This is a genomic window from Rhodopseudomonas palustris HaA2, from assembly GCF_000013365.1.
GTDB lineage: Bacteria > Pseudomonadota > Alphaproteobacteria > Rhizobiales > Xanthobacteraceae > Rhodopseudomonas > Rhodopseudomonas palustris_J.
Genome location: NC_007778.1, coordinates 2413025 through 2435465, shown reverse-complemented (window position 1 = coordinate 2435465; position 22441 = coordinate 2413025). Strand labels below are relative to the sequence as shown.

At 66.5% G+C, this 22441-nt stretch carries 24 protein-coding genes and 1 tRNA gene; 12 read left to right on the top strand and 13 right to left on the bottom strand.

Annotated features, from left to right (window positions below; genetic code table 11):
- Window positions 1-50: 50 nt before the first annotated feature.
- Together RPB_RS10785 and RPB_RS10780 are read right to left on the bottom strand one after the other, a co-directional pair.
- Window positions 51-800: an outer membrane beta-barrel protein gene (locus RPB_RS10785; RefSeq protein WP_041798671.1), complete on the bottom strand. Its 750-nt coding sequence runs from the start codon at window positions 798-800 to the stop codon at window positions 51-53.
- A 408-nt stretch (window positions 801-1208) separates the two neighbouring features.
- Window positions 1209-1742: a MarR family winged helix-turn-helix transcriptional regulator gene (locus RPB_RS10780; RefSeq protein WP_011441038.1), complete on the bottom strand. Its 534-nt coding sequence runs from the start codon at window positions 1740-1742 to the stop codon at window positions 1209-1211.
- Window positions 1743-2266: 524 nt separating this feature from the next.
- On the opposite strand from RPB_RS10780, the gene RPB_RS10775 reads away from it, so the two are divergent.
- A complete protein-coding gene (locus RPB_RS10775) occupies window positions 2267-3754 on the top strand; it encodes a porin (RefSeq protein ID WP_011441037.1) in 1488 nt (495 codons plus the stop codon).
- A gap of 127 nt (window positions 3755-3881) precedes the next feature.
- Here RPB_RS10775 and RPB_RS10770 read toward each other — a convergent pair whose 3' ends face one another.
- Window positions 3882-4277, bottom strand: a complete 396-nt coding sequence (locus RPB_RS10770; RefSeq protein WP_011441036.1) for a hypothetical protein — start codon at window positions 4275-4277, stop codon at window positions 3882-3884.
- A 170-nt stretch (window positions 4278-4447) separates the two neighbouring features.
- Here RPB_RS10770 and RPB_RS10765 point away from each other — a divergent pair, with 170 nt between their 5' ends.
- On the top strand, window positions 4448-4642 hold the full coding sequence (locus tag RPB_RS10765; RefSeq protein ID WP_011441035.1) for a hypothetical protein: 195 nt from the start codon (window positions 4448-4450) through the stop codon (window positions 4640-4642).
- Between the two features lie 12 nt (window positions 4643-4654).
- Window positions 4655-4816: a hypothetical protein gene (locus RPB_RS24875; protein ID WP_011441034.1), complete on the top strand. Its 162-nt coding sequence runs from the start codon at window positions 4655-4657 to the stop codon at window positions 4814-4816.
- A 42-nt stretch (window positions 4817-4858) separates the two neighbouring features.
- Here the strand turns inward: RPB_RS24875 and RPB_RS10760 are convergent, their stop codons facing one another.
- Together RPB_RS10760 and RPB_RS10755 are read right to left on the bottom strand one after the other, a co-directional pair.
- Window positions 4859-5389 carry a gamma carbonic anhydrase family protein gene (locus RPB_RS10760; protein WP_011441033.1) on the bottom strand — a complete coding sequence of 177 codons (531 nt, stop codon included), beginning with the start codon at window positions 5387-5389 and terminating at the stop codon, window positions 4859-4861.
- Between the two features lie 58 nt (window positions 5390-5447).
- Entirely contained in the window at window positions 5448-5780 is a 333-nt protein-coding gene (locus tag RPB_RS10755; protein WP_011441032.1) for a DUF6949 family protein, read from the bottom strand.
- Between the two features lie 183 nt (window positions 5781-5963).
- On the opposite strand from RPB_RS10755, the gene RPB_RS10750 reads away from it, so the two are divergent.
- A complete protein-coding gene (locus tag RPB_RS10750) occupies window positions 5964-6674 on the top strand; it encodes a hypothetical protein (RefSeq protein ID WP_011441031.1) in 711 nt (236 codons plus the stop codon).
- A gap of 143 nt (window positions 6675-6817) precedes the next feature.
- Here the strand turns inward: RPB_RS10750 and RPB_RS10745 are convergent, their stop codons facing one another.
- The 4 genes from RPB_RS10745 to RPB_RS10730 form a co-directional block, all read right to left on the bottom strand.
- Window positions 6818-7036, bottom strand: coding sequence for a DUF3126 family protein (locus RPB_RS10745; protein ID WP_011441030.1), 219 nt, complete (start codon window positions 7034-7036; stop codon window positions 6818-6820).
- Between the two features lie 182 nt (window positions 7037-7218).
- Window positions 7219-8046 carry a serine O-acetyltransferase gene (gene cysE / locus RPB_RS10740; RefSeq protein ID WP_041798670.1) on the bottom strand — a complete coding sequence of 276 codons (828 nt, stop codon included), beginning with the start codon at window positions 8044-8046 and terminating at the stop codon, window positions 7219-7221.
- Between the two features lie 222 nt (window positions 8047-8268).
- Complete coding sequence (locus RPB_RS10735) at window positions 8269-9021, bottom strand: alpha/beta fold hydrolase (protein ID WP_011441028.1); 753 nt, start codon at window positions 9019-9021, stop codon at window positions 8269-8271.
- Window positions 9022-9106: 85 nt separating this feature from the next.
- Window positions 9107-10297 (bottom strand): hypothetical protein, encoded by a 1191-nt coding sequence (locus RPB_RS10730; protein ID WP_011441027.1) that lies wholly within the window; start codon window positions 10295-10297, stop codon window positions 9107-9109.
- 211 nt (window positions 10298-10508) lie between these two features.
- On the opposite strand from RPB_RS10730, the gene RPB_RS10725 reads away from it, so the two are divergent.
- Complete coding sequence (locus RPB_RS10725; RefSeq protein ID WP_011441026.1) at window positions 10509-10754, top strand: zinc-finger domain-containing protein; 246 nt, start codon at window positions 10509-10511, stop codon at window positions 10752-10754.
- 7 nt (window positions 10755-10761) lie between these two features.
- Window positions 10762-11964 carry an FAD-dependent monooxygenase gene (locus tag RPB_RS10720; protein ID WP_011441025.1) on the top strand — a complete coding sequence of 401 codons (1203 nt, stop codon included), beginning with the start codon at window positions 10762-10764 and terminating at the stop codon, window positions 11962-11964.
- 25 nt (window positions 11965-11989) lie between these two features.
- On the opposite strand, the gene RPB_RS10715 is transcribed toward RPB_RS10720, so the two are convergent.
- A complete protein-coding gene (locus tag RPB_RS10715; RefSeq protein WP_433993731.1) occupies window positions 11990-12394 on the bottom strand; it encodes a twin-arginine translocation pathway signal in 405 nt (134 codons plus the stop codon).
- A 256-nt stretch (window positions 12395-12650) separates the two neighbouring features.
- On the opposite strand from RPB_RS10715, the gene RPB_RS10710 reads away from it, so the two are divergent.
- The 3 genes from RPB_RS10710 (at window position 12651) to RPB_RS10700 (ending at window position 15203) form a co-directional block, all read left to right on the top strand.
- Entirely contained in the window at window positions 12651-13520 is an 870-nt protein-coding gene (locus tag RPB_RS10710; RefSeq protein ID WP_011441023.1) for a glycosyltransferase family 92 protein, read from the top strand.
- Window positions 13521-13544: 24 nt separating this feature from the next.
- Entirely contained in the window at window positions 13545-14000 is a 456-nt protein-coding gene (locus tag RPB_RS10705) for a GNAT family N-acetyltransferase (protein WP_011441022.1), read from the top strand.
- A gap of 99 nt (window positions 14001-14099) precedes the next feature.
- Window positions 14100-15203, top strand: coding sequence for a Fic family protein (locus RPB_RS10700; RefSeq protein ID WP_011441021.1), 1104 nt, complete (start codon window positions 14100-14102; stop codon window positions 15201-15203).
- A 19-nt stretch (window positions 15204-15222) separates the two neighbouring features.
- Here RPB_RS10700 and RPB_RS10695 read toward each other — a convergent pair.
- Window positions 15223-15309: transfer RNA gene (locus RPB_RS10695), tRNA-Leu, on the bottom strand.
- Window positions 15310-15721: 412 nt separating this feature from the next.
- On the opposite strand from RPB_RS10695, the gene RPB_RS10690 reads away from it, so the two are divergent.
- The 3 genes from RPB_RS10690 to RPB_RS10680 all read left to right on the top strand — a co-directional run bounded on the left by RPB_RS10690 (window position 15722) and on the right by RPB_RS10680 (window position 19326).
- Complete coding sequence (locus tag RPB_RS10690; RefSeq protein ID WP_011441020.1) at window positions 15722-16894, top strand: M20 aminoacylase family protein; 1173 nt, start codon at window positions 15722-15724, stop codon at window positions 16892-16894.
- Window positions 16887-18302: an amidase gene (locus tag RPB_RS10685; protein ID WP_011441019.1), complete on the top strand. Its 1416-nt coding sequence runs from the start codon at window positions 16887-16889 to the stop codon at window positions 18300-18302. Before RPB_RS10690 ends, RPB_RS10685 begins: the two co-directional genes overlap by 8 nt.
- Before the next feature lie 133 nt (window positions 18303-18435).
- Complete coding sequence (locus tag RPB_RS10680) at window positions 18436-19326, top strand: crotonase/enoyl-CoA hydratase family protein (RefSeq protein ID WP_041798192.1); 891 nt, start codon at window positions 18436-18438, stop codon at window positions 19324-19326.
- Between the two features lie 289 nt (window positions 19327-19615).
- On the opposite strand, the gene RPB_RS10675 is transcribed toward RPB_RS10680, so the two are convergent.
- Both RPB_RS10675 and mmsB read right to left on the bottom strand, forming a co-directional pair.
- Window positions 19616-21334, bottom strand: coding sequence for an AMP-binding protein (locus tag RPB_RS10675; RefSeq protein ID WP_011441017.1), 1719 nt, complete (start codon window positions 21332-21334; stop codon window positions 19616-19618).
- A 192-nt stretch (window positions 21335-21526) separates the two neighbouring features.
- The gene (gene mmsB / locus RPB_RS10670) at window positions 21527-22414 is read right to left on the bottom strand and encodes a 3-hydroxyisobutyrate dehydrogenase (RefSeq protein ID WP_011441016.1); all 888 of its coding nucleotides are present in this window, start codon (window positions 22412-22414) and stop codon (window positions 21527-21529) included.
- Window positions 22415-22441: the final 27 nt, after the last annotated feature.

Sequence of the window (22441 nt, the reverse complement as noted above, 5' to 3'; positions counted from 1 at the left end):
GCTCAGTATTTGGCGACCTCAGTACTTGGCCACCTCAGTACTTGGTCACCTCAGTACTTGGCGACGACCGGGCCACCCCAGTTGAAGTGATAGTTGATGCCGACCTTGACGGTGTGGAAGGTGTCCTTCCACTCCGAGCGGTTGGTCGGCGCGGCGGTGTACTGGATCGTGCTGCGGCCGAGATCGATGTAGTTGTATTCGAGCTTGGCCGACCAGCTCGGCGCGAACATGTATTCGACGCCGGCACCGACCGTGTAGCCCCATTTGGTCTTGTTCTGCACGAATGTGTTGGCAGCGCCACCGTCATAGCGGTGCTGGAGGTCGCCGACCGCGGCACCGCCGCTGACGAACCACAGCGCCGGACCGGCCGCATAGCCGAGACGGCCCTTGATGTCGCCGAAGCCGCGCAGCTTGGTGGAATAGGTGTCGCCGAGATTCGGCGGGCCGACATTGATCACGGACGACGTGCCGTTGATGTCCGCCCAGTGGTAATCGCCTTCGAGACCGAACACGACGGCGCCGCTCTGCCAGTTGTAGCCGACCACGCCGCCGGCGAAGCCGCCGCTGGTGTCGTACTTCTGGGAGCCGAAGAACGCCGGGGTGTTGGCGGCGGCGAAGACGGTCTCGTCGCTCGAGCCCCAGCCATAGCCGCCCTGACCGCCGATATAGAAGCCGTTCCAGGTCAACACCGGGGCCACGATCGGTGCCGCCTTGGTGTAGGGCCGGGCCGCCAGATCAGCCGCCGAGGCTGAACTCATCATCACGAGTGCCGCCGCCGTACCGAACAGAAACGTCTTCAATGCCAATTCCTCCTCCATCAGAACCAAGGGTCGAGTGATTCCATCTCGAGAAAACACTAGCTCATTTCGGCCCAACCGGCCGTACCCGGAACGCAACAGTCAATCGCAAAGCGACCGCAGGTTCGGTTCTGGTGAGGCCAACAGCGCCGATCCTGGTTTTCATAGGGGGCGGATGACGTGACGATCATCACCTCGACGAGCCGATCGTCGTCGGCAACGCCTGCGGATGCGAGCAATATGGACGCTCTGCGTGCGCTGCAAGCACACTCGTGCAGGATCGCAGCGCCCGCGCCCGTTCGACGGCGGTCGCAAGCGTCGTCACACACAAGATGTTCGGGGAAGTCACGACCGGTCGCTCATCACGCGCGGTGACGCGAACGCGACACGGCGGTGCAACGAGCGGAAGAGCTAATTGTCGTCCGCGACGCGCTGCATCGCGACCTTGGTGCGACGCTTCAGCATGTCGAGCTTGGCCTTGACGTCGTGCAGCGCCTCGGCGTCGAAGTCGCGGAAGATGTATTCGTGCAGCGCCTCCCAGCGCGGCTTCAGTTCGGTCATTTTGGTCTGCGCCGTCTCCGACAGCGACATCAGCACGACGCGGGCGTCGGTGGTCGAGCTGACGCGGTTGATCAGGCCGAGCCGCTCGAGGATCTTGGTCTGCGTCGTCACGAAGGTCGAGACCGCGTGGATCTTGTCGGAGACGTCGCCGACCGAAACGCCGTTGCCCTGATCGAGGTCGCTGATCGCCATCAGGATCAGCCATTGCGAGCCGCTGATGCCGAACAGCTTCGCCCAGGCGCGGCGCATGTCCTCGAGATTGTTGCTGATCGACACGAAGTCCCAGATCACCTGATAGGACAGGCGATGATCGTTCTCCGCTGTCGCCCGGGCGGGCGCCGCGTCAGCCGCTGCGAGCTTTCGAGCATTTTGCCGATTCGGCATTCGATGGACCTCCGATCGCGCGCCGTTTCCCCGTGCGTCTGTTTCGCCCCCACGCCTTTAGCGAAGGGAAGAATGTTATTTCATAAGGCATTCGCGGCGGATCACCACGACTAAAGTCGACCGGCTGCTGCAGACATTTGCAGGGGCCGCCCGGCGCTATCGCCTCGCGATGGCCATAACTGTTTCAGAGTTCAGCCAATTCACCGTCGTCCCTCGGTTTTGACCGAGTTGTATCTTGTCCGCCATGCCTGATCATACATCGTGACAGAATCATGACGTAGTGTTGCGACAAGGCCACATGTTTGCCGCAGCTGGGTCAACATCGTGGTTTGGTCCTTCCAATAGCTAACTTTGTTATGTATCGAGTCAGTCATCGACGGAGGGGGGCACCTCGAAGTCGTCCCTACCCGACGAGCGGCATCGCAGGATCAGCGGGCGCTCTCAGGGTGGTTCGCGGGCAGCGCCGTGGGGCCGATACTGGAAACCCCTCGGCATTGCCCAACCGGCAAACTTGGAGGTTTCACATGAATTTCGTTAAAGGCCTGATGCTGGGCAGCACGGCCGTCCTGATGGCGACTTCGGCGCAAGCCGCCGATCTTCCGCTCAAGGCGAAGGCGGTCGAATACGTGAAGGTCTGCTCGCTCTACGGCGCGGGCTTCTACTACATCCCGGGCACCGACACCTGCATCAAGCTCGGCGGCTACATCCGCGCCGAGTACGCGTTCAATGCCGGCGGCATGACCGAAACGCCCTCCTGGTCCGGTAACGCCGGTCAGGGCAACCGGCTGTCGAACAACACCATCATGCGTTCGCGCGCCGATGTGAACATCGACACCCGCACCGCGACCGAATACGGCGTCGTGCGCACCTTCTTCGATTCGACCTTCACCTGGACCACCGGCAGCGACAGCGTCGCCGGCGGCAGCCTCGGCGTCTACTTCGCCTTCATCCAGTTCGCCGGCTTCACCTTCGGTAAGGCGGTCTCGCAGTTCTCGACGCCGTGGCACGGCGGTCCGGGCAACATCACGTCGAACCTGCTCGGCGGCGACGACACCTCGACCGGCATCAACCAGGTCAGCTACACCGCCGAATTCGGCAACGGCGTGTCGGGCTCGGTCTCGCTCGAAGACCAGAGCGCCTACCGCACTTCGCAGCTCTACAACGTCAACGGCGCCACTCCGCTGATCTTCGCGGGCTCGGCCTCGACCTACTTCGCAGGCAACGGTTCGGGCCTGAACAACTACGCCGGCACGCAGATCCCCGACATCGTCGGCAAAATCCGCGTCGATCAGGCCTGGGGTCTGTTCCAGGTTTCGGCCGCCGCGCATCAGATCCGCGCCAGCTACTACGTCCCGACCCTCGAGACCTCCGGTCATCCGGACGACAAGTGGGGCTTCGCGGTCCTCGCCGCTCTGTCGCTCAAGAACCTGCCCACCGGCAAGGGTGACTCGATCAACCTCGATGCCACCTACGCTGACGGCGCGACCCGCTACGTGATCGGCGGTACCAGCCCGAACGCGTTCGCCATGTACGGCAGCAGCAGCGCCGTCGGCGCGTATCAGAGCGTCGCCTTCGCGTCCTCTCCGGACGGCGTCTTCGGCACCGGCGGTCAGATCCAGACCGTCAAGGCCTGGGGCATCCGCGGCGCGTTCAACCACAACTGGAACGCCAACTGGGCGAGCTCGCTGTTCGGTGCCTACTCGTCGGTCGATTTCGGCGGCGCCGGCGCAGCGCTCTACAATGCGGGCCTCAACGCAGCGGCTCCGGGCTTCGGCACCACCTACACCGGCAACCCGAACTTCAACATCGCTCAGATCGGCCTCCGCACCGTGTGGACTCCGGTCAAGAACCTGAGCTTCTCGGGCGAAGTGATGTGGATGCACCTCGACCAGAACTACTCCGGCGTGACCGCCGGCAACGTCTCGCCGGCCGCCACCAAGCCGTCGGCGCGTTATGAGTTCAAGGACCAGGACACTGTGGTGGGCGCCGTTCGCGTTCAGCGCACGTTCTAAGCCACAACTCAACGGTTGATGTAGACCTCCAGGAACCTCCGGCGATGCCCCGCCGGAGGTTCTCCTGTTTCAAGGGCTCGATCGAGCGACGCGCGATCACGGACCACGCACCGTCGCGGGCGATCGATCAGTAGCAGACCTGCACGCGCCGCAGCCGCCAGCCATAGGGCGTCCACACCCGCCGCGTCCTCAGATAGCAGTCGTCGTCATAGCCGACGGCGTAGGGATCGCTGTAGCCGTAGCCGTTGTAATAGGCCGGGTAGCCGTAGCCATAGCCGCCCCAGGCGTAGGGCGCTGCCAGCCCGAGTCCGAGACCGACGCCGACGGCCCCAATGCCAATGCCAAAGCCCGGCCCGCGCCAGCCGCCGCCGCGCCAGCCGCCGCCATGCCAGCCACCGCCGCCGTGCCAACCTCCGTGGAAACCACCGCCGCCATGGAAGCCGCCGCGCGCCGAAGCCGCGGTCGGCGCCGCCAGCGCCACCAACGCCGCAACAGAAAACGCAACGATCGCCTTGCCAAACATCGTTCACTCCATCCGGACAAAGTCGCCCCGGCCGCAGCATGCGCCCGGCTGTCGCAGGATGTTGGGCGATCGGCGATCGGCCGGATTCAAATCTGCGCGACTGAGGCGTGCGCGGCATCGGGGGAACGATCCGGGCCGGCGACGGGTTGTCTGCGCGGAGACATCGCGCCATGCGCAAGCTGATCCAATTCGACGACGACACCTTCGACAAGCTCAAGCAGCTCGGCCGCGATCGGATGGGCACGCTGCAGGAGCTCGCCGACGAGGCGTTCGCCGATCTGTTGAAGAAGCACGGCGTGCCGATCGATCTGAACGACGCGCTGCGCAAGAGCGCGGCAGCGTCGAATGCGCAACGCAAGCAGTGAAGGAGCAGCCAGATGGCAGACGATCCGTTCGACCAGGGCGAGCGCGCCGCGCAGCAGAACATCCCCGCCGAAGCCAATCCGTATCACGACGGCAGCGAGGAGTATGCGCTGTGGGCCGCCGGCCACGAACGCGTCGCCACGGCGATGCAGGCCCGCGAATCCGAGGGGACCTGACGTCGCCGCATCCGACCTCGCACGGCCGGATGCAGCGCAGCGTCAGCCGATCTTCTTGAGGCCCTTGGCGTAACGCGGGCCATTGGCCGCGTAGAACATCGCCGGCCGCTCCATCGCGGCCGCCTGCGCCGGATCGAGCGTCCGCGCCAGCTTGGCCGGCGCGCCGAGAATCAGCGAATTCTCCGGAAACGACTTGCCCTCGGTGACGATCGCGCCGGCACCGACGATCGAGCCGCGGCCGATGCGGGCGCCGTTCATCACGATCGCGCCCATCCCGATCAGGGCGCCGTCCTCGATGGTGCAGCCGTGCAGGATGACATTGTGGCCGATCGTGCAATTGCGGCCGACGGTCAGCGGAAACCCGGGATCGGTGTGGCAGGTCGAGCCGTCCTGCACGTTGGAGCCCTCGCCGATCTCGATCCACTCGTTGTCGCCGCGCAACACCGCGCCGAACCAGACGGTGGCCGACGGCTTCAGGCGCACCTTGCCGATCACCGTGGCGGTGTCGGCGATGAAGTAGTTTCCGTCCTGCGGAAGATCAGGGCGCTGCCCGTCCAGCTCGTAGATCGCCATGTCGGTCTCCTGTTGCCGCAGCTTTCATGGCAACGCGAGCGCGCAAGGGCAATGGCTTTCAGGCGATCACGCCGACGGCGTGCAGCGCCATCAGCAGCACCGTGCCGGACATCATGCTCCAGGTGCCGGCGAGCACGGTCGCCAGCATCACGAATTCGGCGCGGCGGCGTCCCTCGGTGCGCGGGCCGAGCAGAATGTTGCGCATGATGATGAACGGCGCGGCGAACACCAGGAACGGGATCGCGGCGAAACTCTGCGCCACCACGCCCTGCTGCAGCAGCCCGAAACCGGCCGGCCGCCGCAGCATCGCCTGATAGCCGCTGCTCAGTGCGCCGGCGACGGCGAAGCCGATCAAGAGCGAGAACAGATTGTTGAACGCATCCGGCGACATCGGCACTGTCTCACTCACGCAAACCCCACCGGAAAAGTGTCGCAAAATGCGGCCCCGGCCGCCAGCGCATCGTTAAGTTTGGGTTAACGCGACCGTGCGAGGGATAGCGCTCGCGCCGCGACAGCATTCGTCGCTGCGCTGCCACATGGCTCTCAATGTGATTTCGTTCGGGTTTTGATTGAAATGAGTTCGGTTTCGTCAGCTTCCTACCGCCGCCGCGCCTATCCCGCGGCTCGGCGCAGCCATCGCATCCCGGTCGCGATCGGCAGCACGATCTCGCTCCTCGCGATCACCGCGGTGGCGTATCTGTTGTGGCCGACCTGGCGCGCGCAGCCGGTCGGCGACCCCGACCGCACCCCGGTGAGCATCGGCGAGACGCTGTTCAACGTCCCCACCAAGGCGTTCCGGGTGAAGTTCCAGCGCCATTCCGGACCGCAGGAACGCGTCGATCTCGCCTTCCTGTATCCCTCGCTGGCGCCGCCGGAGCGGCCGAAGCGGGCGTCGCCGCAGGACGTCGAGGAGTTTCATCCGATCGACCGCATCTTCGTGTCGATCGCCGCGCATCGCGACACGCTCGACCCGCAGATGCGGCTGCGCACGATCTATCCGCGCTATCTGACGCCGTCGCCGCAGCCGGCCGACGACGGGCTGATGCTTCGTCCATTCGCCGAGGGCTCGCCCTATGGCAGTGAGGATCTGGTCACCGCCGAACAGCCGCCGCTCGCGGCGCGCTGCACCCGCGACCGGCAGACCCCGGGAATGTGTATCAGCGAGCGGCGGATCGACGGCGCCGACCTCACCTTCCGGTTTCCCCGGCAATGGCTGACGCAATGGCGCGACGTCGCCATCGCGATCGAGCGCCTCACCGCGCAGCTCCACGCCGTGCGCAATTAGCACCGTCCGCGCTCGTCATGGCGAGCGTAGCGAAGCAATCCAGTGCCGAGCACCGACCTGGATTGCTTCGTCGCTTCGCTCCTCGCAATGACGGAGTTGAGCGGCCTCCTGACAAATCGACTGCGCGAGCGCGCGCCGTAATCTCAGCCGAGGTCGGCGAGATCCTCTTCGAGGATCGCCATCTGGAACTGGAACGAGCGATCATCGTCCTCGTCGTCGACGAACAGCACGCCGACGAATTCCTCGCCGATATATACTTCGGCGGAATCGTCCTTCTTCGGCCGCGGCACCACGCGGATTTTCGGATTGCCGAACACCCGCTTGAGATAGGCATCGAGTTTTCTGACTTCCTGAACGTCCACGGTGATCTCCAATCCAGTCTAGACAACAAGGCGCGAGGGCGCGGCGGACACGCAGTCCGCCGCCGATCGCGGCAAGCAAGGCCGCCGTCAGTACGTTCTCGGGCCGCTCCCCGCAAGCCCCGACGTCGCGATTCGAACCGCAATCGCAGCGAGACGAAAGTCGCCGGGAGAACGCCCGCGGATCAGATCCCGATGGCGTTGAGCATCTGATCCATGGTGCGCGACGGCTCGGCGCAGCCGGCCTCGCCGACCACCTTGGCCGGCACGCCGGCGACCGTCATGTTGTGCGGCACCGACTTCAGCACCACCGAGCCCGCGGCGATTCGCGCGCAATGCCCGACCTCGATATTGCCGAGGATCTTGGCGCCGGCACCGATCATCACGCCGTGGCGGATCTTCGGGTGGCGATCCTCGTGCTCCTTGCCGGTGCCGCCGAGCGTCACGCCGTGCAGAATCGAGACGTCGTCCTCGATCACCGCGGTCTCGCCGACGACGAGCCCGGTCGCATGGTCGAGAAAAATCCCGCGGCCGATCGTGGCGGCGGGATTGATGTCGGTCTGGAACACCGCCGAGGCGCGGCTCTGCAGGTAGTAGGCGAAATCCTTGCGGCCGTGGCGCAGCAGCCAGTGCGCCAGCCGATGCGTCTGGATGGCGTGGTAGCCCTTGTAGTACAGCAGCGGATCGATGAAGCGCGCGGTCGCCGGATCGCGATCGAAGATCGCCACCATGTCGGCGCGGAACGCGTTGCCGATGTCCGGCGTATCGCGCAGCGCTTCCTCGAAGGTCTGGCGGATCAGATCGCCGGACAGCGCCGCATGATCGAGCCGCTCGGCGACACGATGCACCACCGCGTCTTCGAGCCGGTCGTGATGCAGCACGCTGGCGTAGATGAACGACGCCAGCTCCGGTTCGCGGCGGACCACGTCCTCCGCCTCGGTGCGTACCCGCTCCCAGATCGGATCGAGCGTCGTCAGTTTCGCGGATTGCGGATTGATCTGATGCATCACCATGGCGGTTCTCTCGATCTGGTCTGCCGCGATCACTATAGCACGCCGGCGACGATGCTGTCCCGCCGCCTTGCGCGGCTGCAAGCGATCCCGGGCTCGGCCATTAACCCATTGTTACCAACGAACATTCATCCGGCCGGCGGCTGCCCTTGTCGGTGTTGCGACACTCGACATGGGGAGCGCATCGCCGGGTTCAAGCTGCCGGCGAAGCCACCGCCCGGCCGGTCACGGCCGGCGCCCGAGAAAATCGACGACGCCTTCCTTGAAAACGCGATCGCCGACCGCGCGCATGTGGTCGCGGCGCGGGATGTCGAGCACTTCGGAGCCGGGGATCATGCCGCTGAGCTGATGCGCCGAGCCGGCGACGTCGTCGACGGTGCCGACCGCGATCAGCACCGGCACCGCGATCTGCGCGACCTCGTCTTCGCTCATCAGCGTCCGCGAGCCGCGCAGGCAGGCGGCCAGCGCCTTGCGATCGGAGCGGGTCTGATCGGCGAAGGCGCGGAAGGTGCGGCCGACCGGATCGCTGACGTCGTCGAGCGACGGCGCCTCGAGCGCCAGCGCCACGGTCTCGCCCGGCCCGCCGCCGACCACCAGGCCGCTGCCGATACCGCCGAGGATCGCCGCGCGGACGCGCTCGGGATGCCGCCGCGCCAGCGTCGCGGTGATGCGGCCGCCGAGCGAGTAGCCCATGATATCGGCGCGATCGATCGCCAGATGATCCATCAGCGCGATCACGTCGCCGGCCATCGTGGTCAGCCCGTAATCGGCGGGATCGTACAGCTTGGACGATTCGCCGTGGCCGCGATTGTCGAGCGCGACGACGCGACGCCCGGCGCGCTTCAGCTCCGACAGCCACGACGGATACACCCAGTTGACGTTCTTGTTCGACGCGAAGCCGTGCACGAGCACGATCGGATCGCCCTCGCCGTCGTCGAGATACGCGATAGTGACTCCGCCGTGATCAAAGCTCGGCATCGACCGTCCGATGAGTTGTTGAAGGAGATGGTGAGGTCGTCGTGTGGACAGCGGCAGGATAGAGAGTCACGACGTCGCCCGACAACTACGAAACCGACAGGGCCGCTGCGACCGGAGACGGATTGACTTGCGCGCGTTGCGCCCGCTTCGCCTCGGCCAGCAGCCGCTTCGCGCGCCGCGCCTTGCCGCGATCGATCCAGCCTTGCGTCATCCGCTCGACGCCGGCCTTGAGCGAGGTGACGAGACCGAACAGCGTCATCAGCGCGCCGAAGATCCACCAGGCGAAATTCCATGCGCCGGTGGTGAGCAGCAGCGCGCCGCGGCCGAGGACCTTGAGGAAGGCGCGGGTCTGGCCGCCTTTGGCCTCGGCGAGTCGCGCCGCGCGGGCGACATCCTTCGGACCTTCGGCGATCTTCAACGTATCGAGCGCGCCGCGGGTGCCGGCCTTGTCGCCGATGCGGCCGACATTCTTGGCGAGCCGCATCAGCCCGCCGGCCTTCTCGGCGCGGAATGCCGCCTTGACCGCAGTCAGCGTCTCTGCCGGGCGGCTGAACGAGGAGCCCGCAACCGCGCGCTGCAGCGCCGGCGCATCGACCACCTCGCGCGCCGAGCGGCTGGTCCATGTCGCCAGCCCCCCGCCGAGCCGGCCGACCTTGCGCGCATCCTTGACCAGCGTCAGCCCGGCGCGCACCGGCGCCGCGCCGCCCAGCGTGACATAGGTCGCCGCGGTGATGGCGATCCCGGCGGCCGCGAGCCCGAGCACGACCCGGTCGGCGTCGGCGCCCGTCGCCAGATTGGTGCCCTCGCGGACCACGTCGCGGATGTCGCCGAACACGAACAGATCGCCCGCCACCGTGCCGGACAGGCTGGCGCCGTCCTTCGCCTCGCCGGTGACGAGGCCGGTCGCGAAGCGGGTGGCGATGCCGGCGGCCGATTGCTCAGCGGCCACCGCCGCGGCGACGCGCGTGGTGAGTTCGACGGGAAGCGTGATATTTCGTGCAGCGGCAAGTTGCACCAGGCTGTCGGCGAGATCCGGATCGCGGGCGTCCAGCGCATCGGTGATATGGCGCGTGATCAGGTCCGGGTCGCGCTGCAAGGCGGCCCCGATCTGCAGGTCCGACAGCCGGGCCGGATCGTCCTGTGCGGCGAGAAACGCCGCGCTCTGTCGGGCATGCGGCCACATCAGCACCAGCGCGACCGCGCAGAGTGCGATGCCCGCCTTGGCCATATTAGTCCTGGCCATATAACTCCTGGCCATGCCCAATTTCAGACGCATTCGGTGCGGCCCTTGTTGTGTCCTTAATGTGGGGTGTCATGACTTGGACACAACCGATGCAACGAAAGAAGGGCTTCTCCAACATCATGGGATTGTGTCGAATTTCGACAGGCAAAGCGTGTCTGCGCGCTCTAGGAATCAGGAGCCGACGCCGGTATGGTGCGCTGCACCGTGATGATTGCCCTCTCCGCCGCGAGTTAAGGTGAGCCGAATGTCCGACCACGTGGTTCCACATTTCCAGAACGAAGCCGGCGTTCCCATGATCGAGATCGGCTCGAAGGAATTCATGTGCGTGGGCGCCAATCCGCCGTTCGATCATCCGCACGTGTTTCTCGATCTCGGCAACGACAACGAGATCATCTGCCCGTATTGCTCGACGCTGTATCGCTACGCGCCGGACCTCGGTCCCGGCGAAGCGCGGCCGCCGGAATGCGTGCTGAAGGACAAGGTCGCCTGATCGCGCAGTGCCGGCTTCGCGCACCATCGTCATCGCGGGCGCGGGCATCGGCGGACTAACAGCTTCGCTCGCGCTCGCGGCGCGCGGCTTCCGCGTCGTCGTTCTGGAAAAGACCGAACGGCTCGAGGAAGCCGGCGCCGGATTGCAACTCTCCCCCAATGCCAGCCGCGTGCTGATCGATCTCGGCCTCGGCGCCAGGCTGGCGCAGCGCGCCGTGGTGCCCGACGCCGTGACGGTGATGAACGCGCGCAGCGGCCGTGCCACGGTGCGGCTGCCGCTCGGCGACTCCGCGGCGGCGCGCGCCGGGGCACCGTATTGGGTGATCCACCGCGCCGATCTGCAATCCGCGCTCGAGGCCGAGGTGAAGGCGCACCGCTCGATCGATCTGCAACTCGGCTCCGCATTCGAAAATCTCAGCAGCGACAGCGGCGGCGTCACGGTCGGCTATCGCCGCCGCAGCGAGCGCCGGCAGCAACAGGCACTGGCGCTGATCGGCGCCGACGGCATCTGGTCGACGGTGCGCGGGCAGATGTTTCCGTCGACGCAGCCGCGCTTCAGCGGGCTGATCGCGTGGCGCGGCACGGTCGACGCCCGGGCGCTGCCGCAAGCCGCGCCCCTGGGCGTGCAGCTGTGGATGGGACCGCAGGCGCATCTGGTGGTGTATCCGATCTCCGGCGGGCGGCGGATCAACCTGGTCGCGATCGTCTCCGACGACTGGCATCGCGAGGGCTGGAGCGCCCCTGGCGAGGCGCGCGAGATCAGGAGCCGGTTCGAGGCGGCCGGCTGGGCGACCCCGGCGCGCAAGCTGATCGGCGCGGTCGATATCTGGAAGCGCTGGGCGCTGTTCGCGATGCCCGACGGCGGCGCATGGAGCGCGGGCACGACGGCGCTGCTCGGCGATGCGTCGCACGGCATGCTGCCGTTCGCGGCCCAGGGCGCCGGCATGGCGATCGAGGACGCCGCGGTGCTGGCGCAATGCCTCGGCGACAGCCACCGCGCAGACGCCGGCGGTAGCGTGCCGGCGGCGCTGCAGCGCTATGCGCAGGCGCGCCGCGCGCGGGTGGCGAAGGTGCAGCGGCTGGCGCGGCAGAACGGCAAGATCTACCACCTCACCGGGCCGATGGCGCTGGCGCGCGATCTGGCGATGCAGGCGCTCGGCAGCCAGCGGCTGCTGGCGCGGCAAAGCTGGGTCTACGACTGGCGGCCGTGAAGCCGCGGCGCATTCCGACGACGCGTCAGCGCGCGCCGCGGCCCGGATGCGCCGGAGCGCGTGGGGCGGGTCCGAAGCCGGCCGGCGCGGGCGCCGCAGCCGGCGCCTCGACGCATTTGTTGTCGCGCCAGGTCTGCTCGGCCAGCCGCGACTGCGCCTTTAAATTGATGTAGTCGTTGCGATAGGCGACCTCGGACACCACCGCCCCGCCGACGCCGGTCTCGGCCTTGCGCATCAACCCGGTGAGTACGTCCAGTCGCTTGTCGAGCTCCTTGCGCTCGGTGCCGAGCTGCTCGCAATTGAACAGACTGTATTTGGCCGGATCGACGAAGGCCTGCGACATCGCGCTGTCGCCGATCGCGGCACAGCCCGACAGCCCGCCGGCCGCGACGACGAGCGCAGCAGCGGCGCCGAGGCGCAGACGGGACACGACAGCTTCACGATCGATCATGGCACTCGGAATAGCAGAACAACGTTGCGATTCCGGAAAGATCAGGCGGCGGTGGCGGGAATGAGGCGCGGTGCCCGGCGGCGCTATGGCCGCAATTCGGAAGCGCGCGAGCACACGCGGTTAAACGATTGCGGCAGCGCACGCGACTTGGCAAGATCGGCGATCTGAAACACGCGCCGAACGGCCCTCGGACTCGCGTTGCCGATATCGATGGGCCGGCCCGTGGGGGACGCCAATGCCGGATTTCAAGACGTGGTTGCGGGCGCCGTTCGTATGGCGCGCCCGGGCGCTCGATCGTGCCGTCGCCGGGCGCGACGTGCCGACGCTGGCGGTGGTCGCGATCTTTCGCGAGGAAGCGCCGTTCCTCGACGAGTGGTTGCGGTTTCACGAGGGCGTCGGTGTCGGCCACTTCTATCTCTACAACAATTTCAGCACCGACGATTTCCGCGAGGTGCTGGCGCCGTGGATCGCGCGCGGGCTGGTGACGCTGACGGACTGGCCGGTCGAGGTCGGGCAATTGCCGGCGTATCGCCATTGCATCAGGCGGCACCGGCTGGATGCGAAGTGGATGGCGTTCATCGACATCGACGAGTTTCTGTTCTCGCCCGCCGCCGACAAGGTCACCGACGTGCTCGGCCGGTTCGCGGGCGCGCCGGCGGTCGGCGTGTTCTCGCCCTATTTCGGCTCGGCCGGGCACGAGCAGCGCCCGCCGGTGCCGATCACCCGCGCCTTCACCCGGCGATCGCCGCTGTCGAAAATCTCCGCCAAGACCATCGCCAATCCGCGCTGGATCCGCGCCATCCGCAACGTGCATCTCTACAAATACTGGCACGGCGAAACCATCGATACGCAGGGCCGCCCGTTCGACGGCGACCGCCCGGTGCTCGACCTGTTGCGCCTCAACCATTACTGGTCGCGCTCGCTGTCCGACCTGCAAACCAAGATCCAGCGCGGCGACGCCTCGACGCCGGTGCCGCGCGACAGCGACTGGCATTTCGCCGCGGAGAAAGACATGAATGCGGAGGAAGACACCTCGATCCTGCCGGTGCTGGAGAAGGTGTTCGGGACGGCGGAGCGCTCGGCGGCGACTCCGGCCGCACGATGAGTTGCACCCGGCGAAAGGCATCGCATGTCCGACCTGATCCGGCGCGCCACCGACGATGACGTGGCGGCGATCACCGATCTCACCATGCGCGCCTATGCCAAATGGGAGGCACTGATCGGCTACGCGCCGCTGCCGATGCTCGCCGACTATGCGGTGGCAATCACGCAGCATCGCTTCGATCTGCTGGAGTCCGACGGTGTGCTGGCGGCGCTGATCGAGACCGAGCTGCGCGACGACGACCTCTTGATCGTCAACGTCGCGGTCTCCCCCGACGCCCAGAAGCGCGGCCACGGCCGCCGCCTGCTGGCGCTCGCCGAACAACTCGCCCGCGCCGCCGGCCGCGACACGCTGCGGCTCTACACCAACGAGCGCTTCGACGAGAACGTCCGGCTCTACGCGTCGCTCGGCTACGCACGGGAGCGGCTGGAGACCCGCGCCAACGGGGCAAGGGTGGTGCATATGGTGAAGGGGATCGGATAGCGAGCCGGAACGCGCTCGCTCGCCGGATGAGGCATAGAATGCCTTGCTATAACTCATTTTCCTTCCAATACTGGGCTATAGAAAGGAGTTCTATAGCTCATGCCCTGGAATTGGGAGGACCCGAACTGGCCCGTATTTTCTTACGAAGCCAGAGGGTTAGAGAAGTTTGAAAGCGATTTTCTCTTGCGCTCCGGAGAGTTTATCGGAGCCTTCAAACATGTCAGCCAGGATGAACAGACCAACCTCCGCATCGACTTGATCAGCGAGGAAGCCCTCAAGACCTCCGAGATCGAAGGGGAGATCCTGAGCCGCGATAGCGTGCAGTCCTCGCTTCGCTATCAGTTCGGCCTCGCGAAGGATCGACCTGACGTGCCAGCGGCCGAACGCGGCATCGCTGAGATGATGGCCGATCTGTATCGCAGATTCGCCGAGCCTCTCACCCATGAGACGCTGTTCGGGTGGCACCAGATGCTCATGGCGGGAACGAACTCGATTCGGGTGGTTGGCGCCTACAGGACTCACACCGATCCCATGCAGGTCGTGTCGGGACCGATCGCGCATCGTAGAGTCCACTTCGAAGCACCGCCGTCTGAGCGCGTGACGGAGGAGATGACGGCTTTCATCGATTGGTTCAACGAAACCGCTCCCGATGGCCCCCAAGCGCTGCCCGCGCTCACACGCGCCGGGCTTGCTCACCTCTACTTTGTCAGCATTCACCCGTTTGAAGATGGCAACGGACGGATCGGGCGTGCCTTGGCTGAAAAATCACTGGCCCAAAACCTCAACCAGCCGACGCTCATCGCCCTCGCCTACACCATCCAACGCAAGCGGAAAGCCTACTACGACGCGTTGGAGCACAATAACAAGTCGACCGAGGCCACCGACTGGCTGGTCTATTTCGGGAAGACGGTCCTTGAAGCTCAGGACAACACCAACAAGCGGGTCGATTTCTCCCTGGCCAAGACTCGATTCTACGAGCGCCTGCGCGGCCAATTGAACGACAGACAAGAGAAGGCCATCGCGCGCATGTTCGAGGAAGGGATCGAAGGCTTCAAAGGCGGCATGAGCGCCGAGAACTATATCACCATCACCAAGGCGACCCGCTCCACCGCCACGCGTGATCTGCAAGACCTCGTTGCAAAGGAAGCCCTCACCCGGACGGGTGAACTGCGCTATAGCCGTTATCACCTGAAGCTGGACTGATCACACCGCCATACGTCTTTGGTGCGGACGGCGGGGGTCGAACCCGCACGACGTTGCCATCGAGGGATTTTAAGTCCCTTGCGTCTACCAGTTTCGCCACGTCCGCTTTGGGCCGTTCGGGCTGCGAGGAACGCCGGCGACATCGTTCGCGGCGGGCGGCGTGACGCCGGTCCCGAACGTTCGACGCCGCAGCGCATCACGCCGAAGGCCTGCCCCGCGCGGTGGCCGCGATGCCTGCTTGCGCGCCAGAGCGCCGCATTCATAGTCGAGGGCGCGGCGCAACGCAAAGCGGGGTTGCAGCGGCGCCGTGGCTGCGCCGCCCTCGTGTTTTGACATTGCCCCGCATTATCGGCTGAGATGCCGGCCGTCGTCCCCCGCGCCGGGCCGGCGTCCCGCTTCGATTGCGGGACGCCTCCGGCGCTTTGCCCGATCCTTGCATGCAGGCCGCAGCCGCTCTCGGCCGCACGCTGCGCAGCAACCCGCGATTCACATCTGCGACCCCAAAGGTGACCCCCGACATGCCGACCATCGACCGTATCGATGCCTTCGCCGACGAACTGACCGCGATCCGCCGCGATCTCCACATGCATCCGGAAATCGGCTTCGAGGAGGTCCGCACCTCCAACATCGTCGCCGAAAAGCTCGACCAATGGGGCATCGAGGTGCATCGCGGGCTCGGCGGCACCGGCGTGGTCGGCGTGCTGAAGGGCAAAGGCTCGGCAGGCCGCCGCATCGGCCTGCGCGCCGACATGGATGCGCTGCCGATGGAGGAGCACACCAATCTGGCGTGGCGCTCGACCATTCCCGGCCGCTTCCACGGCTGCGGCCATGACGCCCACACCACCATGCTGCTCGGCACCGCGCGGTATCTCGCCGAGACCCGCAATTTCGACGGCACCGTGCATTTCATCTTCCAGCCGGCCGAGGAAGGCCTCGGCGGCGCGCGCGCGATGCTGAAGGACGGGCTGTTCCAGAAATTCCCCTGCGACGAACTCTACGGCCTGCACAACGCCCCCGACCTGGCCCATGGCGAGATCGCGATCCTGCCCGGGCCGGCAATGGCCGGAGCCGACTTCTTCGACATCACCATCTCGGGCTACGGCGCCCACGGCGCGATGCCGGAGCGCTCCAAGGACCCCGTGGTGATCGCGATGACGCTGGGGCAAGCGCTGCAGACCATCGTCAGCCGCAACGTCGATCCGTTGCAATCGGCGGTGCTGTCGATCACCCAGATCCATTCCGGCTCGGCCTATAACGTCATCCCCGGCGAAGCGCGGCTCGCCGGCACCGTCCGCGCCTTCTCCGACGACGTGCGCAAGCTGGTGCGCGAGCGGATGCGGGCGCTGGCCGCCGGCATCGCGGCGGCGTTCGACGTCGAAATCAAGGTCGAGATCCGCGACATCTTCAGCGTGCTGGTGAATCAGCAGGCGCAGAGCGAGGTGGTCGCCGAAGTCGCGCGCAGCGTGGTCGGCGAGGCCAATGTCATCACCCGCTCGCAGCCGAAGATGGGCAGCGAGGATTTCGCCGACATGCTGCAGGCGATCCCCGGCGCTTACTTCTGGGTCGGCCATGACGGCGACGTGCCGGTGCACAATCCCGGCTACGTGCTCGACGACAAGATCCTGCCGATCGGCGCATCGATGTTCGCGCGGATCATCGAAACCCGTCTGCCGGTGGCCGCCAATGTCTGACGGTTTGACGAGCAAGACCACCGCGCTGCACGACCTCAGCGCCACCGAACTGCTGGCCGGCTACTACGCCAAACAGTTCTCGCCGTCGGAGGTGATCGACGACGTCATCGCCCAGGCGCAGCGCTGGGAGCCGCATCTCAACGCGCTGTATGCGTTCGATCCGGACGGCGCCCGCGCCGCGGCGAAGCAATCGACCGAGCGCTGGCACAAGGGCGAACCGCAGGGCGTGCTCGACGGCGTGCCGGTGACGATCAAGGAGAACGTCGCGACCAAGGGCGTGCCGATTCCGCTCGGCGTGCCGGTCACCGCGCCGACGCCGGCGTCGGTCGATGCGCCACCGGCGGCGCGGCTGCGCGAGGCCGGTGCGATCCTCTGGACCAAGACGACGATGCCGGATTTCGGCATGCTGTCGTCCGGCCTGTCGAGCTTCCACGGCGTCACCCGCAATCCGTGGGACACCACGCAAAACACCGGCGGCTCGTCCTCCGGCGCGGGCGCAGCGGGGGCTGCGGGCTACGGGCCGCTGCATCTCGGCACCGACATCGGCGGCTCGGTGCGGCTGCCGGCGAACTGGTGCGGCCTGTTCGCGCTGAAGCCGTCGCTCGGCCGCGTGCCGATCGATCCGCCTTATGTCGGCCGCTGCGCCGGGCCGATGACACGCACCGTCGACGATTCCGCGCTGATGATGAGCGTGCTGTCGCTGCCCGATGCGCGCGACGGCATGAACCTGCCGCCGAACGATTTCGCCTGGCACGATCTGGCGACCGATCTGCGCGGCAAGACCATCGGCCTCGTCACCGATCTCGGCTTCGGCATGAAGCTCGACGACGAGGTGCGCCGCGTCGTCACCGATGCCGCGCGAACCTTCGAGGCGCAGGGCGCGATCGTGCGCGAGGTGTCGCTCGGCTTCACCCGCGAGATGATGGACGGGCTCGACAATTTCTGGCGGGCGCGGATGTGGGACGACGTCTCCAAGCTCAGCGAGGCGCAGCGCGCGCAGGTGCTGCCCTACATCGTGCGCTGGGCCGAGCGCGGCGCGACGCTCAGCGGCGTCGAGGTGATGCGCGGCTTCAACCAGACCATGGCGGTGCGGGCGATGGCGGCGAAACTGTTCGCCGAGATCGACTATTTGATCTCGCCGGTGGCGCCGGTGGTGAGCTTCCCTGCCGAGCTGCCCTCGCCGCTCGACGATCCGGAGATTCCGTTCGACCACATCCTCTATACCGTGCCGTGGAATATGTCGGAGAATCCGGCGGCGTCGATCAATGGCGGCTACAGTTCGAACGGCTTTCCGATCGGCGTGCAGATCGTCGGCCGACGCTTCGACGATCTCGGCGTGCTGCGGATGGCGAAGGCGTTCGAGGGCCTGCGCGAGGCGCAGAAGCCGTGGCCGACCGTGCCGCGCTAGGCACGCGTTTCGCCGCACGCACGGTGTCATGCGCGGGCTCGACCCGCGCATCCATCTCCTTCATAAAGGATGGATGGCCGGGTCAAGCCCGGCCATGACGATTCATAAACAAGAACACGCTGGAGGAAACCAGATGCCGTTCGAGACGATCAAATACGAGGTCGCCGAGCAGATTCTCACCATCACGCTGAACCGGCCGGAGAAGCTCAACGCGTTCAACCCGGCGATGCAGCGCGAGCTGATCGAGGCGTTCGACAGGGCCGATGCCGACGACGATATTCGCGCCGTGATCGTCACCGGCGAAGGCCGTGCGTTCTGTGCCGGCGCCGATCTGTCGTCCGGCGCCGACACCTTCGATCGCGACGCCCGCCGCGGCCCGGTGCGGCGCAATGCCGACGGTTCGGTCGACTACGCCGACCCGCAGGTGCGCGACGGCGGCGGCCAGGTGACGCTGCGGATCTTCAAATGCCTGAAGCCGGTGATCGCGGCCGTCAACGGCCCCGCGGTCGGCATCGGCGTCACCATGCAGCTGGCGATGGACATCCGCATTGCCTCCGAAGCCGCGCGGTTCGGCTTCGTGTTCTCGCAGCGTGGCATCGTGCCGGAGGCCGCCTCGAGCTGGTTCCTGCCGCGCATCGTCGGCATCGCTCAGGCTTTGGAGTGGTGCTACACCGGCCGCGTGTTCCCGGCGCAGGAAGCGCTCGACGGCAAGCTCGTCAGCCGCGTGGTGCCGGCCGATCAGTTACTCGCGACCGCGCGCACGCTGGCCAAGGAGATCGCCGCCAAGACCGCGCCGGTGTCGGTGGCACTGATCCGGCAGATGATGTGGCGGATGCTCGGCGCCGACGATCCGATGGAAGCCCACAAGATCGACAGCCGCGGCATCTACGAGCGCGGCCGCTCCGACGACGTCAAGGAAGGCGTCAGCTCGTTCCTGGAGAAACGCCCGGCGCAGTTCAAGAACAAGGTGACGAGCGACATGCCGGCGTATTTCCCGTGGTGGGACGAACGGGAATACAAGTAAGCGGCAAGCGCGCTCATCGAGCGGACCGGCAACAATCGCCGTCATTCCGGGGCGCGAGCGCCAGCTCGCGAACCCGGAATCTCGCCGTGCTAGTGACACCTCACCCCGTCATTCCGGGGCGCCGCGCAGCGGCGAGCCCGGAATCCATCCGCCGCAGCAGTGGCGGTGAGGCATGGCGGTGGCACACTTTGATCAAAACGATAGGATGGGGGTTATGGATTCCGGGCCTGCGCCCTGCGGGCGCATCCCGGAATGACGAACGAGAGTACGGTGCACGTACGCTCCGCCCTCACCCCTCCTGCGTCGGCGCGGCTTTCAACTCGGGGAAATCCTCTTCGCGAAACTCGACGCCGCGCAACGAGTCGGTCTGGTCGTGCTCGTGCTCGATGCGGCGCAGATGCACGCGGCGGATTTTGCCCGAGATCGTCTTCGGCAGTTCGGTGACCAGTTCGAGCTTGCGGATGCGCTTGAACGGCGCCATCCGCGCCTGCATGTGGCGGAAGATCGACAGCGCGGTGTCGCGCGAGCGCTCCGCGTCCGCCGTCAGCAGCACATAGGCCTTCGGGATCGCCAGCTTGATCGGGTCCGGGCTCGGCACCACCGCGGCTTCGGCGACGGCATCGTGTTCGAGCAGCACGCTCTCCAGTTCGAACGGCGAGATCCGATAGTCCGACGATTTGAACACGTCGTCGGTGCGGCCGACGAAGGTGAGATAGCCGTCGTCGTCGGCGAAGGCGACGTCGCCGGAGCGATAGATGTCGCCGTCGGCGCCCGAGAGCTTGCCGCCCTCGCTTTGATAACCCTGCATCAGGCCGGCCGGGCGCGCGTCGCCCAGCGCCAGCGTGATCTCGCCTTCCTTGGCCGGATGACCGTCCGCATCGGTGATCTTGACGACGTAGCCCGGCATCGGCCGGCCCATCGAGCCGATCTTCACTGCCTGCCCCGGCGAATTGCCAACCATCGCGGTGGTCTCGGTCTGGCCGTAGCCATCGCGGATGGTGAGGCCCCAGGCGGCCTTGACCTGATCGATCACTTCCGGATTGAGCGGCTCGCCGGCGCCGCAGACCTCGCGCAGCGACACTTGATAGTCCGCGAGCTTCTCCTGAATGAACATCCGCCACACCGTCGGCGGCGCGCACAGCGTGGTGACGCCGCAGCGGCCGATCGTCGCCAAGAGACTCTTGGCGTCGAACCGCGGCTGGTTGACGACGAACACGGTGGCGCCGGCGTTCCACGGCGCGAACAAGCAGCTCCAGGCGTGCTTGGCCCAGCCCGGCGACGAGATGTTGAGATGCACGTCGCCGGGCTGCAGCCCGAGCCAGAACATCGTCGACAGCGCGCCGACCGGATAGCTGCGCTGGCTGTGCCGCACCAGCTTCGGCTTCGCCGTGGTGCCGGAGGTGAAATACAGCAGCATCGGATCGTCAGCCTGCGTCGGCCCGTCCGGCGTGAAGACGTCGGGCTGCAGCGCGGTTCCGTCGTAATTGAGCCAGCCGTCCTGGGCGTCGCCGACCACGACGCGCAGCAGATCGTCGCCGCCGAGGCCCTTGAATTTGGCGATCTGGTCGGGCGCAGCGACCACCGCCTTGGCGCGGCCGCGCTCGAGCCGGTCGCGCAACTCGTCCGGCGTCAGCAGCGTGGTCGCCGGGATGGTGACGAGGCCGAGCTTGATCGCCGCCAGCATCACCTCCCACAACGGCACGACGTTGCCGAGCAGCAGCAGCAGGTGATCGCCGCGCTTCAGGCCCTTGGCACGCAGATAGTTCGCGACCTGGTTCGAGCGCTTCGACAGATGCGCGAAGCTCGGCTTCTCCTCCCGGCCGGTGGTGCCGTCGACGATCCACAGCGCGGGACGGTTACGGCTGCCGGACGTCGCCAACTCGGCATCGAACCAGTCGAGCGCCCAGTTGAACGGCACCGGATCGGGCCAGCGGAAACCCGCGACGGCGGCGGAGTAGTCGGTGCGATGGTCGAGCAGGAAGGAACGGGCCTGTTGGAATGTCGTCATGGCGCCCTCGTCGCAAGGAGACAGCATCTGCTACGCAAACCGGCGTCATCCTGAGGAGCCTGGCGTCGCTCGCAGAGCGAGGCCGGGCGTCTCGAAGGATGGGCCGCCTGCACTCTTCTCCGCATCCTTCGAGGCTCGCCCAAACGGGCTCGCACCTCAGGATGACGATTCAGTGGTAGCGGCAGCGACCAATTACTTCCGCCCCTGCTCGCGCAGGTAGTTGATGATCCCGGAAAAATCGGTGCCGCCGTTGCCGGCCTGTTCGAACGCGGCGTAGAGCTCGGCGGCGTGGGCGCCGAGCGGCGTCGCGGCGCCGGAGGTCTGCGCGGCCTCCTGCGCCAGCTTCAGATCCTTCAGCATCAAGGCCGCCGCGAAGCCGGGCTTGTAGCCGTTGTTGGCCGGCGAGGTCGGCACCGGGCCGGGCACCGGGCAATAGGTCGTCAGCGACCAGCACTGCCCCGAGGAGGTCGAGGCGACGTCGAACAGCGCCTGATGCGACAGGCCGAGCTTTTCGGCCAGCGTGAACGCCTCGCCGACCGCGATCATCGAAATGCCGAGGATCATGTTGTTGCAGATCTTCGCCGCCTGCCCGGCGCCGGCGCCGCCGCAATGCACGATCTTCTTGCCCATCTGTTCCAGCACCGGCTTGGCCGCGGCGAATGCCGCCTCGCTGCCGCCGGCCATGAAGGTCAGCGTCGCCGCCTTGGCGCCGCCGGTGCCGCCGGAGACCGGCGCGTCGATCGAGGCGATGCCGCCCTTCGCCGCCAGCGTATGCGCCTGCACGGCGCTTTCGACGTCGATGGTCGAGCAGTCGATGATCAGCGAGCCCGGGGCCGCATGCGGCAGGATTTCGTTCCAGACCGCGAGCACGTGCTTGCCGGCGGGCAGCATGGTGACGATCACGCTGGCGCCCTGCACCGCGTCGACCGCGGAATTCGCGATCGCGACGCCGTCGGCCTTGGCTGCGTCGCAGGAGTCGGCCGACAGATCGAAGCCGGTGACGGTGCGCCCGGCCTTGACCAGATTGGCGGCCATCGGCCCGCCCATATTGCCGAGACCGATGAATGCGATTGTCGTCATAGTCCTCCCCTTCTTGTTGTCGGCGGG

Bases quoted from the DNA above. Each gene is read 5' to 3' on its own strand.
- RPB_RS10780 (WP_011441038.1), bottom strand. From the start codon at position 1,742: ATGCCGAATCGGCAAAATGCTCGAAAGCTCGCAGCGGCTGACGCGGCG.
- RPB_RS10775 (WP_011441037.1), top strand. From the start codon at position 2,267: ATGAATTTCGTTAAAGGCCTGATGCTGGGCAGCACGGCCGTCCTGATG.
- RPB_RS10770 (WP_011441036.1), bottom strand. From the start codon at position 4,277: ATGTTTGGCAAGGCGATCGTTGCGTTTTCTGTTGCGGCGTTGGTGGCG.
- RPB_RS10765 (WP_011441035.1), top strand. From the start codon at position 4,448: ATGCGCAAGCTGATCCAATTCGACGACGACACCTTCGACAAGCTCAAG.
- RPB_RS24875 (WP_011441034.1), top strand. From the start codon at position 4,655: ATGGCAGACGATCCGTTCGACCAGGGCGAGCGCGCCGCGCAGCAGAAC.
- RPB_RS10760 (WP_011441033.1), bottom strand. From the start codon at position 5,389: ATGGCGATCTACGAGCTGGACGGGCAGCGCCCTGATCTTCCGCAGGAC.
- RPB_RS10755 (WP_011441032.1), bottom strand. From the start codon at position 5,780: ATGTCGCCGGATGCGTTCAACAATCTGTTCTCGCTCTTGATCGGCTTC.
- RPB_RS10750 (WP_011441031.1), top strand. From the start codon at position 5,964: ATGAGTTCGGTTTCGTCAGCTTCCTACCGCCGCCGCGCCTATCCCGCG.
- cysE (WP_041798670.1), bottom strand. From the start codon at position 8,046: ATGGTGATGCATCAGATCAATCCGCAATCCGCGAAACTGACGACGCTC.
- RPB_RS10735 (WP_011441028.1), bottom strand. From the start codon at position 9,021: ATGCCGAGCTTTGATCACGGCGGAGTCACTATCGCGTATCTCGACGAC.
- RPB_RS10730 (WP_011441027.1), bottom strand. From the start codon at position 10,297: ATGCGTCTGAAATTGGGCATGGCCAGGAGTTATATGGCCAGGACTAAT.
- RPB_RS10725 (WP_011441026.1), top strand. From the start codon at position 10,509: ATGTCCGACCACGTGGTTCCACATTTCCAGAACGAAGCCGGCGTTCCC.
- RPB_RS10710 (WP_011441023.1), top strand. From the start codon at position 12,651: ATGCCGGATTTCAAGACGTGGTTGCGGGCGCCGTTCGTATGGCGCGCC.
- RPB_RS10705 (WP_011441022.1), top strand. From the start codon at position 13,545: ATGTCCGACCTGATCCGGCGCGCCACCGACGATGACGTGGCGGCGATC.
- RPB_RS10700 (WP_011441021.1), top strand. From the start codon at position 14,100: ATGCCCTGGAATTGGGAGGACCCGAACTGGCCCGTATTTTCTTACGAA.
- RPB_RS10690 (WP_011441020.1), top strand. From the start codon at position 15,722: ATGCCGACCATCGACCGTATCGATGCCTTCGCCGACGAACTGACCGCG.
- RPB_RS10685 (WP_011441019.1), top strand. From the start codon at position 16,887: ATGTCTGACGGTTTGACGAGCAAGACCACCGCGCTGCACGACCTCAGC.
- RPB_RS10680 (WP_041798192.1), top strand. From the start codon at position 18,436: ATGCCGTTCGAGACGATCAAATACGAGGTCGCCGAGCAGATTCTCACC.
- RPB_RS10675 (WP_011441017.1), bottom strand. From the start codon at position 21,334: ATGACGACATTCCAACAGGCCCGTTCCTTCCTGCTCGACCATCGCACC.
- mmsB (WP_011441016.1), bottom strand. From the start codon at position 22,414: ATGACGACAATCGCATTCATCGGTCTCGGCAATATGGGCGGGCCGATG.